This window comes from Microbacterium sp. CPCC 204701 (assembly GCF_004010105.1).
Lineage (GTDB): Bacteria > Actinomycetota > Actinomycetes > Actinomycetales > Microbacteriaceae > Microbacterium.
Genome location: NZ_RRYE01000044.1, coordinates 1 through 14,976 on the forward strand (window position 1 = coordinate 1; position 14,976 = coordinate 14,976).

The 14,976-nt window shown below is 69.2% G+C and carries 14 protein-coding genes and 1 tRNA gene; 6 read left to right on the forward strand and 9 right to left on the reverse strand.

What is annotated here, in order from left to right:
• The 3 genes from EIO58_RS05165 to EIO58_RS05175 form a co-directional block, all read right to left on the reverse strand.
• Positions 1–2,295, reverse strand: a 2,295-nt coding sequence (locus EIO58_RS05165) for a hypothetical protein (RefSeq protein WP_127818602.1), incomplete at its 3' end; no start/stop codon positions are given.
• Positions 2,296–2,444: 149 nt separating this feature from the next.
• Positions 2,445–3,242: an ABC transporter permease gene (locus EIO58_RS05170; protein ID WP_127818603.1), complete on the reverse strand. Its 798-nt coding sequence runs from the start codon at positions 3,240–3,242 to the stop codon at positions 2,445–2,447.
• A complete protein-coding gene (locus EIO58_RS05175) occupies positions 3,239–4,297 on the reverse strand; it encodes an ATP-binding cassette domain-containing protein (protein WP_127818604.1) in 1,059 nt (352 codons plus the stop codon). Before EIO58_RS05175 ends, EIO58_RS05170 begins: the two co-directional genes overlap by 4 nt.
• A gap of 61 nt (positions 4,298–4,358) precedes the next feature.
• On the opposite strand from EIO58_RS05175, the gene EIO58_RS05180 reads away from it, so the two are divergent.
• Positions 4,359–5,372 (forward strand): helix-turn-helix transcriptional regulator, encoded by a 1,014-nt coding sequence (locus EIO58_RS05180; protein WP_127818605.1) that lies wholly within the window; start codon positions 4,359–4,361, stop codon positions 5,370–5,372.
• A 63-nt stretch (positions 5,373–5,435) separates the two neighbouring features.
• Here EIO58_RS05180 and EIO58_RS19540 read toward each other — a convergent pair whose 3' ends face one another.
• The gene (locus tag EIO58_RS19540; protein ID WP_342447966.1) at positions 5,436–5,687 is read right to left on the reverse strand and encodes a hypothetical protein; all 252 of its coding nucleotides are present in this window, start codon (positions 5,685–5,687) and stop codon (positions 5,436–5,438) included.
• Positions 5,688–5,800: 113 nt separating this feature from the next.
• On the opposite strand from EIO58_RS19540, the gene EIO58_RS05190 reads away from it, so the two are divergent.
• Positions 5,801–5,877, forward strand: a tRNA-Met gene (locus EIO58_RS05190).
• A gap of 45 nt (positions 5,878–5,922) precedes the next feature.
• Here the strand turns inward: EIO58_RS05190 and EIO58_RS05195 are convergent.
• The 4 genes from EIO58_RS05195 to EIO58_RS05210 are packed head-to-tail and all read right to left on the reverse strand — an operon-like array spanning position 5,923 to position 10,085.
• Positions 5,923–7,443 (reverse strand): GMC family oxidoreductase, encoded by a 1,521-nt coding sequence (locus tag EIO58_RS05195; RefSeq protein WP_127818606.1) that lies wholly within the window; start codon positions 7,441–7,443, stop codon positions 5,923–5,925.
• Entirely contained in the window at positions 7,436–8,203 is a 768-nt protein-coding gene (locus tag EIO58_RS05200) for an ABC transporter ATP-binding protein (protein ID WP_127818607.1), read from the reverse strand. Before EIO58_RS05200 ends, EIO58_RS05195 begins: the two co-directional genes overlap by 8 nt.
• On the reverse strand, positions 8,203–9,045 hold the full coding sequence (locus EIO58_RS05205; protein WP_127818608.1) for an ABC transporter permease: 843 nt from the start codon (positions 9,043–9,045) through the stop codon (positions 8,203–8,205). Before EIO58_RS05205 ends, EIO58_RS05200 begins: the two co-directional genes overlap by 1 nt.
• Before the next feature lie 26 nt (positions 9,046–9,071).
• Positions 9,072–10,085, reverse strand: coding sequence for an ABC transporter substrate-binding protein (locus tag EIO58_RS05210; protein ID WP_164861532.1), 1,014 nt, complete (start codon positions 10,083–10,085; stop codon positions 9,072–9,074).
• Positions 10,086–10,281: 196 nt separating this feature from the next.
• Between EIO58_RS05210 and EIO58_RS05215 the strand changes: the two genes are divergently transcribed.
• Positions 10,282–11,916, forward strand: coding sequence for an amidohydrolase (locus EIO58_RS05215; RefSeq protein WP_127818610.1), 1,635 nt, complete (start codon positions 10,282–10,284; stop codon positions 11,914–11,916).
• On the opposite strand, the gene EIO58_RS05220 is transcribed toward EIO58_RS05215, so the two are convergent.
• Complete coding sequence (locus EIO58_RS05220; RefSeq protein ID WP_127818611.1) at positions 11,901–12,851, reverse strand: LysR substrate-binding domain-containing protein; 951 nt, start codon at positions 12,849–12,851, stop codon at positions 11,901–11,903. The two genes, EIO58_RS05215 and EIO58_RS05220, sit on opposite strands and share 16 nt — an antisense overlap.
• Before the next feature lie 158 nt (positions 12,852–13,009).
• On the opposite strand from EIO58_RS05220, the gene EIO58_RS05225 reads away from it, so the two are divergent.
• The 3 genes from EIO58_RS05225 to EIO58_RS05235 form a co-directional block, all read left to right on the forward strand.
• Positions 13,010–14,341: a flavin-containing monooxygenase gene (locus tag EIO58_RS05225; protein ID WP_127818612.1), complete on the forward strand. Its 1,332-nt coding sequence runs from the start codon at positions 13,010–13,012 to the stop codon at positions 14,339–14,341.
• The gene (locus EIO58_RS05230) at positions 14,338–14,778 is read left to right on the forward strand and encodes a RidA family protein (protein WP_127818613.1); all 441 of its coding nucleotides are present in this window, start codon (positions 14,338–14,340) and stop codon (positions 14,776–14,778) included. Before EIO58_RS05225 ends, EIO58_RS05230 begins: the two co-directional genes overlap by 4 nt.
• Positions 14,775–14,976, forward strand: a 202-nt coding sequence (locus EIO58_RS05235; RefSeq protein ID WP_127818614.1) for a DUF1028 domain-containing protein, incomplete at its 3' end; no start/stop codon positions are given. The genes EIO58_RS05230 and EIO58_RS05235, both read left to right, overlap by 4 nt.

Sequence of the window (14,976 nt, forward strand, 5' to 3'; positions counted from 1 at the left end):
CGCGGCGAGCATGCCGATCACGACCCAGGCGAGGGCGAGGCCGAGCAGCACGCGCGCGAGCCACGCCATGGCCAGGTCGCGCTCGGCGCGCTCGACGCCCAGCTCCGCGGCGGTGAGGTTGAACGCCGGGTGGTCGACGTCTCCCTCGTACGCCTCGAGGTGCTCCGCGGCGAGCGCCTGGTACGCGGCGCGGTCGGCGTCCCACGCGGCATAGGCGTCGGGTGAGAGGGTGTCGTGCCACTCCCCCTGGTGCAGGATCATCGCGCGGTATGCGTCGAGCAGCCGCAGCGTGTCGACCTGGTAGTCGAGGGTGGCCATGAAGGCCTCGCGCAGCTCGGGCGAGCGCCAGGTCGAGGCATCCGTCGCCGCCACCGTCTCGCGCATGGCCTCTGCCGCGGCGACCGCCTCGGCTCCGCCGGAGATCGCGCCCTCGACCCCGCCCGTGGAGTCCCGGGCGATCGCGTACATCACATCGAGGACGGCCGAGTCGCCGGTGAGGATGTCCCACTCGAAGATCCACATCATAGGCGGCGGCTCGAGGCCGATCGCGAACACGCGCTGCTCGGCGAACGGCTGGACGTACATGCCCTGCGCGATCGCCTCGCGCGACTGGGCCATCGCCGACGCGATCGCCTCGACCGTCGCGGGGTCGTCGGAGAACCACTCGCGGGCCCACGCCGCGGTCACGGCCGCGACGTCGGTCTGGGGATCCCGCGCCAGTGCCGCCGCGAGCTGCGTGTTCAGCTCGTACAGCTGCCAGAACCCGGCCTTGAGGTACAGGGTCATGGGTCCGGCACGCCAGGGGCCGCCATCCTGGGTCCATACCCACACGCCCTCGATGCGGTCGTTCGCGGCGAGCAGCTGCTGCAGCGCCCACTGGTACTCGGCGCCGAGGTCGTTGGCGAACGCGCCGTAGTTCTCGAACTCGCGGCGGCTCTGGAACTCGACGATCCGGCGCTGCTCACCCTGTTCGAGCGTGTCGTTGAGCGGCAGCCACGTGTAGAAGTCGCCGAGCGTGTACTTCGTCGACACGATGAGCGCCGGCGAGTCGATTCCGCCGAGCACGGCCTCGTACGACTCGGCGTTGGTGTGCATGTCGCCGACGGCTCCGACGCCGACCGACCACGTGCGGAAGATGACTTCGCGATCGGATGCCTCGGCCTGACCCGTGAACGCTTCGAGCATCGCGCGCACGGCGTCGACCGTGGTCACCTCGAGCGCGGAGTAGTAGTCCCAGCCGCCCACGTCGTACACGGGCCCGGCCTCGCCGATGCGGATGAGCACGCCGTCGAGGGCGGGCACCGCGTCGTAGAGCTCGTCGAGGCCGGCGGTGTAGGTCTCCCAGAACTCCGGGCTCTCGGTGTCGAGCGAGCCGTAGCGGTCGATCAGGTGGCGCTCGAGCGGACCGGTGAGGGCGAGCATGTCGGTGCGCAGGAACACCTTCATGCCGAGCTCGTCGGCGCGCTCCCAGAACGGCGCGAACGCCTCTCGCAGTGCGAGGGCGCGCTCTCGATCAGCACCGTCGCGCTGGTCGTCGCCGTCGGCGTAGACCGGGCCTCCGGGCGCCTCGTCGAAGGTCACGAACTCGACGAACCCGGGGAACGCGACCGCGTTGAACCCGTCGGCGAGCGAGTGCCGCAAGAAGCCGTCGTAGTCGCGGTAGGCCTCGGCGAGCGCGGCTTCGTCGATGTACGGCGCTTCGGGCTGGAACACGTCGGCGAACGCCTTCGACGCGTGCGAGTAGTCGGTGCCCGCCTCCCACTCGGCGGGATCGGGCGTGACGCCGACAGCTCCGAGGTCGGTCATGCGCAGCGGCAGGCGCGACGCCTCGTGCTGCCCGATCAGGTCGGTGAGAGGGTCACCGGCCCGCACGGCCGCCGCGAGGTCGTAGACGGCGCGGGTCGCGCCGTTCTCCGACAGGGCCGCGACCCGCAGCGCCGTCGCGTCGCCCTCGAGCGTGTATGCGTCGCTCGTCTCGGGGTGCAGCGTCGGCAGCAGAGTGACGGTGAGGGATGCCTCTCCCTCGCGCTCCGCCGCATCGGCGACCGCGTCGAGCAGCTCGTCGACCGCGACCCCGACACGTTCGGTCGTGGGCACGTCGAGCGACACGATCGAGGGTGGGGGCACGGCATCCGTCACCTCCGCGACCGACGTCTCGACCGACTGCATCGGCGTCGCCGGCTCGGTGCGGATGCCCAGGGCGTCGCCCACGACGACGCTGACGCCGACCCCGAGTGCGAGCAGGATCAGGGCCGTGACGACAGCGAGGATGCCTCGCCGTGTCGCCGTCGTCATCCTCTGATCCTAGGTGCGCTCATGCCCGCCCCCGCACACCCTCGGAATCACTGAAAGAGCGGGTTCGTGAAGTCGCGAGAGGGCGGGTTTGCGCACACGCTGCGCGTGCGCAAACCCACCCTCTCGCCATTCCGTCCCGGGCTCGGGTGTCAGCTGCTCTTGCGCATCGCGCGGATGCCGGCCCAGAGGCCCAGCAGCGCGAGCACGATCGCGGCGACCCAGCCCCACAGCACCTCGATCGCGCCGAGGTCTCCGCCCAGCAGCGCGCGCTCGGCCTGCACCACCCAGTTCACCGGGTTGACGGTCGCGACGGCCTGCATCCAGGCAGGGCCCTCGTCGAGCGGCAGCAGCATGCCCGACAGGATCAGCAGCGGGAAGATCAGCGTCTGCTGCACGCCCCAGAACAGCCACTCGCGGTCTTTGGTCTTGAGCGCGAGCGTGTACGAGAGCGAGCCGAGGCCGACGCCGAACACGGCGAGCAGTGCGAGCCCGGCAACGAGCCCGGGCACGTTGACCGAGAATCCGAACGGCCACGCGATCAGCACGATGATCAGCGCCTGCACGACGATCGGCGCGATCTCCTTCAGCGCGCGGCCGACCAGCAGCGACGAGCGGGCGAGAGGTGCGACGAGCGTGCGCTCGTGCGAGCCGGTCATCATCTCGTACTGCAGGTTCGACCCGGTCGCGCCGGTGCCGAACAGCACGATCATCACGAGCACACCGGGCACGAACCACTGCAGGGTCTCCGCCACCGGCTGGCCCGACGTCCCCACCAGCAGCGGCGCGAACAGCCCGAGGAACACCAGCGGCTGCACGAGGCTGAAGATGAGCGAGAACGGGTCGCGCACGACCGGCTTGAGCTCCCGCGTGAGCACGTTCCACGTGTCGCGCGCGGGGTTCGGCCGCACGACGGTGTCGGGGCGGGTGGTGTCTGTCTGGACGGTCATCGCGTCGCTCCTGCCTTCTCGGCCGCCTTGGCGGGGGCGGATGCCGTGCCCTCGGCATCCGCGTTCTCTCCTTCTTCGACCGGCTCGCCCTCGCCGGCCTCGCGCAGGGTGCGTCCGGTGAGCGCGAGGAACACGTCGTCGAGCGTCGGCGGCACCCCGGTCGCGGTCCGCACGCTGAGGCCCGCGGCGTCGAGCGCCCGCACCGCGGACGGCAGCAGCGCGTCGCCCTCGGGCGCGGTAAGGGCGACGGATGCCTCTTCCCTCCGCACCTCGCGATCGGTCAGCCGCTGGATCACGGCGACGGCGGCCTCGGCATCCGTCGTCGTGGCGAACCCGAAGGTGAGCAGGTCGCCCGCGAGGTTGGCCTTCAGCCGCGTCGCGGTGTCGTCGGCGATGACGCGGCCCTTGTCCATGACCATGACGCGCTCGGCGTAGCGGTCGGCCTCCTCGAGGTAGTGCGTGGTGAGGAAGACCGTCGTGCCGTACCTGGCGCGCAGGTCGAGGATGTGCTGCCACAGGTTCGCGCGGCTCTGCGGGTCGAGGCCCGTCGACGGCTCATCGAGGAAGATGAGCGGCGGCGCGTGCATGAGTCCGAGGGCCACATCGAGGCGGCGCTTCTGCCCGCCCGACAGCTGCTGCACCGAGCGGTTCGCGAAGCCCGACAGGTCGAGCGACTCGATCAGCTCGTCGGCCCGCTTGCGGGAGGCCGCCTTCGACATGCCGTAGAACGCGCCTTGGCTCAGCAGCTCGTCGCGTGCGCGCTGCGAGAAGCTGCCGCTCGTGAGCTGGCCGACATAGCCGATGCGGGCGCGCACGTCGGCGGGGCGCCTCAGGATGTCGAAGCCGACGACCTTCGCCGTGCCCGCCGTCGGCGGAATGAGGGTGGTGAGCATGCGCAGGCTGGTCGACTTGCCTGCGCCGTTGGGTCCCAGGAACGCGACGAGCTCGCCGCGTGCGACCTGGAACGTGAGGTCGGTGACCGCCTCGACGGTCTTCTTCTTGACGCTGAAGCGCTTGGTCAGACCCTGCGCCTCGATGATCGGTTCGTTCGTCATGCGACCAAGCTAGGGTCCAATGCGGACACATCCCGTCCGCAATCTAGGGCAATCTTGACTCATGTCCGACACGACCACTCGAGCGCTGTCTCTGCTCAACCTGCTCCAGACCCATCGGCACTGGCCGGGGTCGGAGCTCGCCAGCCGCATGGGCGTCACCGAGCGCACGGTGCGCCGCGATGTGGAGCGGCTGCGCGACCTGGGCTACCGCATCGAGTCCACGCCGGGTGCCGCGGGCGGTTACCGCCTCGAGGCCGGAAGCGCCGTGCCTCCGCTGCTGCTCACCGACGAAGAGGCCGTGGCGATGGCGATCGGGCTGCGGGTGGCGGCATCCCAGCGGCTCGCCTCGGGTCCTGAGACCACGATCACCGCGCTCGCGAAGCTCGAGCAGGTGCTGCCCGCGCCGCTGCGGCGGCGCGTGACGGCGCTGGTCGAGTCTGTGCAGCCCGCCGGGCTTAACGCCGGGGCCGCGGTGTCGAGCGACGTGCTGGGCGAGCTGGCGCTGGCGTGCCGCGACCACGAGCGCGTGCGGTTCACGTATACGGCAGCCTCGGGCGAGGTGACCCGGCGGAGGGTCGAGCCGCACGCGCTCGCACCCGCCGACCGCCACTGGTACCTGCTGTGCTGGGACCTCGACAAGGACGACTGGCGCACCTTCCGCGTGGACCGGCTCGCTTCGGTGGAGCACACGCGCGTGCTGTTCGATCCGAAGCCGCTGACCGCGGAGGAGATCGAAGAGTTCATCCTCATCGCGCGGTCGTGGGTGCGGCAGGCGGTCGAGGCGGATGCCGTGATGGAGATGCCGTTCGACGAGATGCGCGCGTACTTCGGCCAGTGGGGTCAGGGGGCTTCGGCCGAGGGCGCGCACCGCACCCGCTGGCCGGTGGGCGGCTCGGACTTTCGCGAGACGATGTACGGGTTCTCGTGGATTCCCGCGGGCGTCGAGTACACGACCGACCTCGCGTCGCCCGCTCGCGACGAGTTGCGCGAGGTGCTCGAGCGCATGCTGCGAGCGCTGGACGCGCCGCCGCCGTCGAGGCCGGAGTCCGCACGGGGGCATCAGCTCCGGGATTGACGGATCCTGGTGCCGGGCTCCGGTCGTTGAGCGAGCGAAGCGAGTCGAAACGCCCCGCCGCCCTCACCGCCCGAGGCGCACAGCGGCGCGCGCAGAGGCGAGTGCGTCGGTCAGGTAGATGAGCGCGGTGAAGAACTGACTCCAGCTGGCGATCAAGGTGAAGATCGCCGTGGTCGCGAGCGCCCGCCTCGACCCGACGCTGTATGCCGCGCACGGCGGCGTCTTCCCGATCACGATAGGCGGCGTCGGCGTCGTCGGAACCGTCGGCGTCTCGGGCCTCCCCAGGCCGACGACCACGCGTTCGTGGTGGAGCACCTCCGCGGCTGGCGCGCGGCCGCGACTCGCAACGTCTCATAGCGAGACGCGAGTTCACGCATATCCCGCTCCTCGGATGACGGCGATACGGTGGAGCCGTCCTCGAGGCGCATCGCGGCGATCCGGAGCGGTCCCGGGCACCGTCTCATACCCGGCTGTGTTGCGGGTTCGACTCCCGCCGTCGCGTCCACCCCGACTCGCGCCGCAGTGTCTCCAACGGCGAAGCAGATCGTAGTCAGTGAGCTTCGCGCACGAGATCGACCGCACGCTCGGCGACGGTCATGATGAGACCCACCGGGTTCAGGGCGGACAGCGTGGGGAAGACCGACGCGTCCACGACCCGAAGGCCGCCGACACCGCGCACCCGCAGCTCATTGTCGAGCACGGCGAGCGGGTCGTCGTCGCTGCCCATCCGACAGGTGCACGACACGTGATAGACCGTCTGGTGCGTTGCCCGCAGCACGGCGGAAAGGTCCTCGTCGCTCTGCACGTGCTCGCCGGGGAACACCTCCCGCACGAGGTGTGAGGCGAACGGCTCCTGCTGAGCGACACGGCGAGCAAGTTTCACGCCCTCGACCAGCATCCGCTCGTCGCGACCCTCGCTGTCGGTGAAGGCGCGGTAGTCGATCGCCGGTGCCGCCTCGGGGTCGGTCGAGGTGATCCAGACGCGACCGCGGCTGTACGGCTTTGCGACGTTCGGCGCCAGCGAGACGTTGTTCGCGGGGATCTCGGCGCCATAGGTCTCGGCGTGCACGGTCCACGAGTGCAGCGGAATGTGCGTGGAGATGTCGGGAACCGTGCTGTCGGCGTCGACGCGCAGCGCGTAGCCGGCGTCCCACCCCGTCGCCGACACCTCGCTCCGCTCGCCACGAGCCTCCCAGACGATGAGCCCCTCGGCATGGTCCTGCAGGTTCTCACCGACGCCAGGCAGATCGACCAGCATGTCGACGCCCGCGTCGGCGAGCACGTCGGCCGGGCCGATACCGGAACGCATGAGCAGCGCCGGCGAGTCGATCGCACCGCAGCTCACGATGACCTCGCGTCGCGCGCGCACCTCTCGCCACTCCCCCGCCACGCGGGCACGGACGCCGATGGCACGATAGGTCTCCACCAGAACCCTGTCGACCAGCGCCTCGAGCACGAGGGCGAGGTTCGGCCGCTCGACACCGTGGAGATACGCGCGCGACGTCGACGAACGCAGGTTCGTCGACGGCTCGTAGCCGATCTCGAAGAACCCGGCGCCGTCGGTGAACTCGACATCGTTCCACGTTTCGCGATGAGGCAGATCCAGAGCGGATGCCGCAGCCGCGACGACATCGGCGACGTAGGCGTTCCGGTCGGCCGGAGCGACAGGTGAGATCGGCGTCGCGAGGCGGTCGAAATACGGCGCCACCGTCTCGTAGTCCCAGCCCTCGACGCCCAGCGATGCCCACTCCTCGAGGTCACCGCGCAACGGACGCCAGCTGATCATGGTGTTCGCCGTCGAGCAGCCACCGAGGATGCGCAGCCGTGCCTGTCGGATGGAGGAGTTTCCTCGCTCCTGTGTAACGCTGCGATAGTCGCGGTCGAACTCGCCCTCGAGCATCTCCGCCCAGCGGCGGATCGAGCCGGCGCGCTCCTCGTGCTCGTCGCTCGGACCGGCCTCGATGAGACACACCGTAACGTCGGGGTCTTCACTGAGTCGCGCCGCCACGATGCATCCGGCGGTGCCCCCTCCCACCACGACGTAGTCGAACGTGTCGTGGTGCTCAGCCATGATGGATCAGGCCGAGGATCTCGCTGTAGTAGTGGTGGAACTCAGAGCTGCCGATCACCTCCGGGTCACGCGGACGGGGCAGATCGATCGCGAACTCGGCGCGCACCCTGCCGGGTCGCGGTGTCATCGCGACCACGCGGTCCGAGAGGAACACGGCCTCCTCGATGTCGTGAGTGATCAGCATGACGGTCATGCGGTTCCGCTCCCACACCGTGGTCAGCAGTTCCTGCATCGTGCGGCGGGTGAGCGCGTCGAGAGCCCCGAAGGGCTCGTCCATCAGGAGCACCTCCGGCCCGTACGCCAAAGAGCGCGCCAGCGCGACGCGCTGCTGCATGCCGCCGGAGAGCTGCGCGGGGAACGAGTCCTCGAAGCCTGTCAGACCGACCTGCGCCAGTACATCACGTGCTCGGTCGATGCGCTGGCGGCGCGACATCCCCTGCTCTCCACGGAGGGCGAAGATGACGTTGTCGATCGCAGTGAGCCAGGGCAGCAGGGTGGCCGACTGGAACACGACACCGCGATCGCGCCCTGGCCCGTGAATGGGGTTGCCTTCGATGGATGCCGTGCCGTCGGTGGGCGGCTCGAGCCCGGCGATGATCGAGAGCAGCGTGCTCTTGCCGCATCCCGATGCGCCGACGACGGAGACGAACTCCTGCTCGCCGAGGGTGAGCGTGATGTCACTCAGCGCGTGGACGTCGCCGAACCGCTTGTTGACGCTCTGGACGCGGACTTTCGGCTCGAGGAGCGTGGGCGACGACATCAGGAGCGTCCCTTCAGGTAGCGGAAGAAGCGTCGACCGAGCGCGCGCATGATCTGGTCGAAGACGAGACCGAGGAGGCCGAGGACGATGACGTAGCCGATGATGAGATCCGTCTCGAGGAAGCGCTGCGCCTGAGTGATGCGGTAGCCCATGCCCGAGGTGGCGGCCACGAGCTCGGCCACGACGAGCCAGGTCCACGCCCAGCCGAGACTGATGCGCAGCGCGTCCCAGATCCTGGGCAGTGCAGCCGGGAAGACGATGCGAACGAGGATCTGCCCACGGGAGAGTCCGAGGGTGGCGCCCAGATTGCGGTACGACACCGGAACGCGCCGCACGGCATCCGCGAACAGCAGCACCTGCTGGAAGAACGTGCCGAGGAAGATGATGAGGAACTTCTGCGTGTCGTCGGTTCCGACCCACAGGATGGTGAGCGGGACGAAGGCCACCACCGGCATGTACCGGATGAAGTCGATGATCGGCTCTACGGCCGCCTCGACACGGGCGATCGATCCGCACAGCACGCCGATGGGGACGGCGAGAACGGTGCTGGCGAGGAAGCCGACCATCACGCGGTATGTGCTCACGCCGATGTCCGACCAGAGTTCGCCATTGGCCGCCTGCTCGCCGAGCTTCTGAGTCACGGCGATCGGCGACGGCAGGAACAGCGGGTCGACGAATTCCGACAGCGTGATCGCCGTCCAGACGACGATGAGCGCGAGGAACCCGAGCACCGCGACGGTGACGTACTGCCGACGCGACAGGGGCGCGCCGATGGCGGGAGGGGCCGCACCAGCCGCGCGCTTGCGGCGCGCGACGGGTGCAGACGTGGTGGAGATCGTCATGGGTCAGTTCCTAGAGGGGGTGAATATCACGGTGCGGCTTCGACGAACGCATCGTCGACCAGGCTGTCGAGGTCGGCTCCGCCTTCGAGCAGGCCGATCCGGGTGGCGACCTCCTCGACGGTCGGCAGCACCGACTCGGCGTAGTCGCCGGCGAAACGGGTCTTGTTCTCCTCGAGCGAGTAGAACTCGACGCCGTCGAACGCCGTCGCGAGCGCCTCGACGTCGCTGCCGACGTTCTCGGCGATGATGGCGCGCGCCTCGTCGGTGTCCGACTGGTAGAACTCGATCGCCGGTCCCCACGCGTTGACGACCTTCTGCACGGCCTCGGGATTCTCGTCGAGGTATCCGTTGTCCACGATCAGCACGTCGCTGATGAGACCCGCCTTCTCGGCGGCCGTGAAGATGACCTCGAAGTCGCCCGCGTTGCTCGCCTCGGAGATGTAGGGCTCGTAGGTCACGGCGGCCGGGACGCTTCCCCCGATGAGGGCGGTGGCTGCCTCGGACGGATCCATCGGCACAGGCGAGATGTCGTCCAGGCTCAGGCCGGCCTCCTCCAGCGCGTAGCCGAGGAGAAGGTTGCTGACCGATCCCTCCTCGAAGGCGATGTCCTGCCCGGCGAGGCCGGCGACGTCGGTGATCGATCCGTCGGTGAGGATCGCGTCCGCCGAGAGCGAGGCGTCGAGGAGCAGGACGATCGAGATGTCGAGGCTCTGCTCCGCCAGCTGCAGCGCCGTGTGGCTCGCGACGTTCGCGACCTGGATGCGGTCCGAAGCGAAGGCGGCGCTCATGTCGGCGTCGTTCATGAAGTTGGTGATGGTCACCTCGACGTCCTGATCGTCGAAGTAGCCCTTCTCCTGAGCGATGTACCAGGGGCCGTAGCCGAGCCAGGGCTGAATGCCCATGCCGACGGCATCGGAGCCGGTCGCAGCGTCCGCGGTCTCGGAGCCGGAGGCTCCGGTGCAGGCGGTGAGAGCGACGAGCGATGCACCGGTGAGTCCGATGGCGATCGCCGTGCGAAGGTGGCGTGTGGAGCGGAACATGATGTCCTTCCGGAGCAGAGGGATCGGGCGAGTGCGTCTAGCTTCCGGACCGCCGTCCACCCCGCGCAAATAGCCGCTAGCGACACGATACATCGAAAATTTTGATGCAACTCGTCGGCAATATCGGCGTTACAAATGAGAAACACGGCCCGCTGAGGGTGAAGGCGTGCCTCCGCCGACCAAAGGGGACCTCCGCATGCACACGACGCTGTACACGAACGGGCTGCTCTATCTCGGCGGAGGCGACTTCCGCGAGGGGCACGTCCTCACCATAGGCGACCGCATCGACCGGGTCGCGTTCGATGACGCAGACGTTGCCCCGGCCGCCGAGGTGGTCGATCTGCAGGGCGGGACGCTGCTGCCCGGTTTCCATGACGCGCACGTGCACCCCTTGCTGGCAGGCATCCAGCTGCTCGGCATCGATCTCTCCCCCGTTCACGACCGGGACGCGTATCGGCAGATCATCGCCGAGTACGCGCGGTCGCACCGCGACGCACCGGTTCTCTCCGGTGGCGGCTGGTTCGGAGATGTCTTCCCCGGCGGCTTTCCCACGGCCGGCGACCTGGACGACGTCGTTGCCGACCGGCCGGTCGTCCTCCACAGTCACGACGCGCACGGCGTCTGGGTCAACAGCGCCGCGCTCGCGGCCGCCGGCATAGACTCCGACACCTGCGACCCGGAGGGCGGGCGCATCTTCCGCGACGCAGCGGGCCGCCCGACCGGGATGCTGGTCGAGGGAGCGGTCGGCCTGGTCGGCCATCTCCTCACCGACCCGGATCGCGCGAACCTCGCGGAAGCACTCCTCGCCGCACAGCACCGTCTGCACTCGGTCGGGATCACGAGTTGGCAGGATGCCGCGGTCGGGGCCTCGGATCTCGGTCCCGACGCCCTGCCCGTGTACGAGGAACTCGATCAGCGCGGCCTGCTCACGGCACGCGTGGTGACCGCCTTATGGTGGGACCGCACGCGCGGGCTCGACCAGATCGCCGACCTCGCAGCGATCCGCGAGCGGCTCCGCACGAGCAGCCGGCTGGATGCCGGCACGGTGAAGGTGATGGTCGACGGCATGGTCGAGAACCACACAGCTGCGATGCTCGAGCCGTTCGCCGGCACCGACGACGACCGCGGCGTCGCCTTCATCGCCCCGGATGACCTGGAGCGCCTGAGCGTCGGGCTCGACGCCGCAGGGTTCCAGATCCATTTCCACGCGGTCGGCGACGCCGCGGTACGGAACTGCCTCGATGCGCTGACGACGGTCCGCACGCAGAACGGCGTCTCGGCGAATCGCCATCACATCGCCCACCTCGACATCGTCGACGCCGCCGATGTCGGCCGTTTCGGTGAGCTGGATGTCGCAGCGAACGTCACCGCCCTGTGGGCTCGGACGGATGAGGAGATCGTCACGCGCAAGCTGCCGCTCCTCGGCGCGGAGCGCGCACGACACCATTTCCCGTTCGCCGACATCGCCCGCACCGGGGGACGGATCGTCGGAGGCAGCGACTGGCCGGTGACCGATCCCAACCCGCTCTGGTCGGTGCGGACGGCCGTCACCCGCACGGGTGTACCCGAGGACCCGCATGCGATCGGCGTCGGGGTCTTGACCCAACCGCTCCTGGCTGAGCAGGCGCTCTCGCTGGCGGAGGCGCTCGACGCCTATCTGTCGAATGCGGCGTACATCAATCGCCTCGAGACGTCGACCGGCACGCTCCGCGAGGGGATGCTCGCGGACCTCGTGTGGGTCGACCGCGATCTGCGGGAGATCGATGCACTCGGGTCCGCCCGCGTGCGGCGCACCGTCGTGGGAGGAGACACGGTCTACGCGGCGCCCTGAGCCGCCTCCGTCGCGGCCCTCATGACGCGCGTGACGGCGAGCCGCGCCTCGTCGGCGAACAGGCTCGCCTTCCGCGTCATCGGCGCGGACGATGCGCGGCACGCGAGCACGATGTCGAGCGGGCGCGTCGGCTCGATGATGTTCAGTCGATGCAGCTCTCCGCCCGAATAGGTGTACCCGAGCTTCGGCTGCTGGTTGAGCAGCGTGAAGCCATGGCCGCTGGCCACCATGGCTCGAACCGCCTCGAAGTTGGCGAAGCGGTAGCGCACCGAGGGCCGCAGACCGTGGTCGGTGAACGCCTGCATGAAGTAGTCGCGACTCACCGGCAGATCGAGCATCACCATGGGCTCCTCCAGGAGATCGGCCAGCCGCACGCTGGAGCGGCCCGCGAGCGGGTGCGTCGCCCCCACGGCGACGTAGAGGGGCACCTGTGCGAGCACTTCGCGCGTGATGTCGCCATCGAGGCCGAGGTCGTAGGTCAGCGCCACCTCGATCGCCTGGTCGCGCAGTGCGTCGTTGACGCCGTCCGCGAGGAGCTCGGAGACGTCGAGCTGGAGCTCGGGATGCGCCTCCTCGAGCGCGCTGACGATGCTCGGCAGGTAGAACGGGGCCAGCGTCCGGAAGCAGCCGACGCTCACCCGACCCGCCGTGTTCTCAGGCCGCAGAGCATTGACCGCGTCATCCACGGCGGCGAGGATGCCGCGAGTGCGCTGCAGGAAGTCCGCGCCCTGCGTGGTGAGCTGCAGCCCTTTGGCGCGGCGACGGATCAGCAGCTGCACCCCGAGGGACTTCTCCAGGTTGGCGATCGAGGTCGAGATCGCCGACTGCGCGACGAAGAGCTCGTCGGCCGCCCATGTCATGCTTCCCTGCTCGGCTGCCGCCACGAAGTAGCGCAGCTGGGTGAGCGAGATGTCCGGCTTCTGGGTGGGACGCATCGAGACCTTCCGTTTCGAATGTGTTTCAGAGATATTGCCATCGGTAATTCATCTCGATTTTAGATGCCAAGAACCTCCTTCCGCTATTTGCGCCGGTGCTCGAGGGTTCCCAAACTCGTCATGACTCCCCATCTCGATCGAAAGCCGCGCAGAACACCATGGCGTCATCTCCTCCTCACCCCACTCCCGACGATCGTGTCGTGGAGGTGATCGTCGTCGGTGCAGGTCAAGCGGGCGTGGCCATGAGCGAGCACCTCACGCACTCCGGCATCCGTCATGTCGTCCTCGAGCGCGGCCGCATCGCCGAGCGGTGGCGGTCCGAGCGGTGGGACTCGCTGGTGACGAACGGCCCCGTCTGGCACGACCGGTTCCCCGGCATGGAGTTCGCCGACGTCGCACCCGATGGGTTCGCGACGAAGGAGCAGGTCGCCCAGTACATGACCGCGTACGCGGAGAAGTTCGGCGGACCGGTGCGCTGCGGTGTGGAGGTGACGGCTGTGCGCCGCGCAGAGGGTGCCGCCGGCTTCGTCGTCTCGGCGACCGATGGGCAGTATCGCGCACAGTACGTCGTCGCGGCCACGGGCGCGTTCCAGAACCCCGCCATTCCCGCACTCCTGCCCGCCGAGGCGAACATCGTCCAGGTTCACTCGTCCTCCTACCGCAACCCCGGGCAGCTCCCTTCCGGCGGTGTGCTCGTCATCGGCGCGGGCTCGTCGGGTGTGCAGATCGCTGCGGAGCTCCAGCGCGCCGGCCGCCAGGTCTACCTCGCCGTCGGACCCCACGATCGTCCGCCTCGCCGGTACCGTGGCCGCGACTTCGTCTGGTGGCTCGGTGTGCTCGACCGATGGGATGCCGCGACGCCGCCGCTCGGCGCGGAGCACGTCACCATCGCCGTCAGCGGAGCCGACGGCGGCCACACCGTCGACTTCCGTCGGCTGGCCGCGGAAGGCGTCGTGCTGGTCGGCCGCGCGAACTCGTACGCAGACGGCGTCGTGAGATTCGGCGACGACCTCGCCCGCAACATCGCCGCGGGCGATGCGAACTACCTCGAACTGCTCGCCGAGGCCGACGCGTACATCGAGAGGAACGGCCTCGACCTGCCCGAGGAGCCCGAGGCGAAGGTGCTGGGCTCCGACCCGGACTGCGTCACCGAGCCCCTCCGCGAGCTCGATCTCGCCGCCGCCGGAGTGACCTCCATCGTGTGGGCGACGGGATTCACCTCCGATTACAGCTGGCTGCCTGCCACCTCGCTCGACGAGAACGGCCGCCCCCGCCACCGTCGGGGGGTTTCGCCCGAAGCCGGCATCTATTTCCTCGGCCTGCCCTGGCAATCGCGGCGCGGATCGAGCTTCATCTGGGGCGTCTGGCACGACGCGAAGCACGTCGCCGACCACATCGCGATTCAGCGGATGTATGCCGCGTACCGCCCCGCCGAGCCCTCCACCCCTGCCGACCTGCTCGAACCGATGAGTCTGGAGACCTCCCGATGACCGCCCACACTCGCCTGCGCCCTTTCAACACGAAAACCACGTACCCCGAGCAGTCGCTGGACAACGACCTCTGCCAGGCCGTCGTCGCGGGCGGTGTGGTCTACCTTCGCGGTCAGATCGGCCAGGACCTCGAGACCCGCGAAAGCGTCGGCATCGGCGACGTCGAGGCCCAGGCTGAACGGGCGATGGCGAACATCGACATGCTGCTGCGCGAGGCCGGCTCCCGTCTCGAAGACATCGTGAAAGTCGTCGTGTATCTCACCGACATCCGCTACCGCGAGCCGGTGTATCGCACCATGGGACGGTGGCTGAAGGGCGTCTACCCCGTGTCGACCGGACTTGTGGTCGATGCGCTCGCCCGGCCCGAATGGCTCGTGGAGATCGACGCCACCGCCGTGATCAGCGACCCGGCCGACGACATCGAGGTGATCCTGTGACGCTCTCGCTCGTGGCCCACGCCGACGGCGCCTTCGGCATCGTGATCTCGTCGTCGAGCCCCGCGGTCGCCGCGCGGTGCGCGCATCTGCGTGCGGGCGTCGGCGCCGTGGCCTCGCAGAACGTGACCAACCCGGCGCTCGGCCCCGCAGCCCTCGACGCCCTCGCGGGCGGCGCGAGCGCGACCGAAGCCATCGCCG

Bases quoted from the DNA above. Each gene is read 5' to 3' on its own strand.
- EIO58_RS05170 (WP_127818603.1), bottom strand. From the start codon at position 3,242: ATGACCGTCCAGACAGACACCACCCGCCCCGACACCGTCGTGCGGCCG.
- EIO58_RS05175 (WP_127818604.1), bottom strand. From the start codon at position 4,297: ATGACGAACGAACCGATCATCGAGGCGCAGGGTCTGACCAAGCGCTTC.
- EIO58_RS05180 (WP_127818605.1), top strand. From the start codon at position 4,359: ATGTCCGACACGACCACTCGAGCGCTGTCTCTGCTCAACCTGCTCCAG.
- EIO58_RS05195 (WP_127818606.1), bottom strand. From the start codon at position 7,443: ATGGCTGAGCACCACGACACGTTCGACTACGTCGTGGTGGGAGGGGGC.
- EIO58_RS05200 (WP_127818607.1), bottom strand. From the start codon at position 8,203: ATGTCGTCGCCCACGCTCCTCGAGCCGAAAGTCCGCGTCCAGAGCGTC.
- EIO58_RS05205 (WP_127818608.1), bottom strand. From the start codon at position 9,045: ATGACGATCTCCACCACGTCTGCACCCGTCGCGCGCCGCAAGCGCGCG.
- EIO58_RS05210 (WP_164861532.1), bottom strand. From the start codon at position 10,085: ATGTTCCGCTCCACACGCCACCTTCGCACGGCGATCGCCATCGGACTC.
- EIO58_RS05215 (WP_127818610.1), top strand. From the start codon at position 10,282: ATGCACACGACGCTGTACACGAACGGGCTGCTCTATCTCGGCGGAGGC.
- EIO58_RS05220 (WP_127818611.1), bottom strand. From the start codon at position 12,851: ATGCGTCCCACCCAGAAGCCGGACATCTCGCTCACCCAGCTGCGCTAC.
- EIO58_RS05225 (WP_127818612.1), top strand. From the start codon at position 13,010: ATGGCGTCATCTCCTCCTCACCCCACTCCCGACGATCGTGTCGTGGAG.
- EIO58_RS05230 (WP_127818613.1), top strand. From the start codon at position 14,338: ATGACCGCCCACACTCGCCTGCGCCCTTTCAACACGAAAACCACGTAC.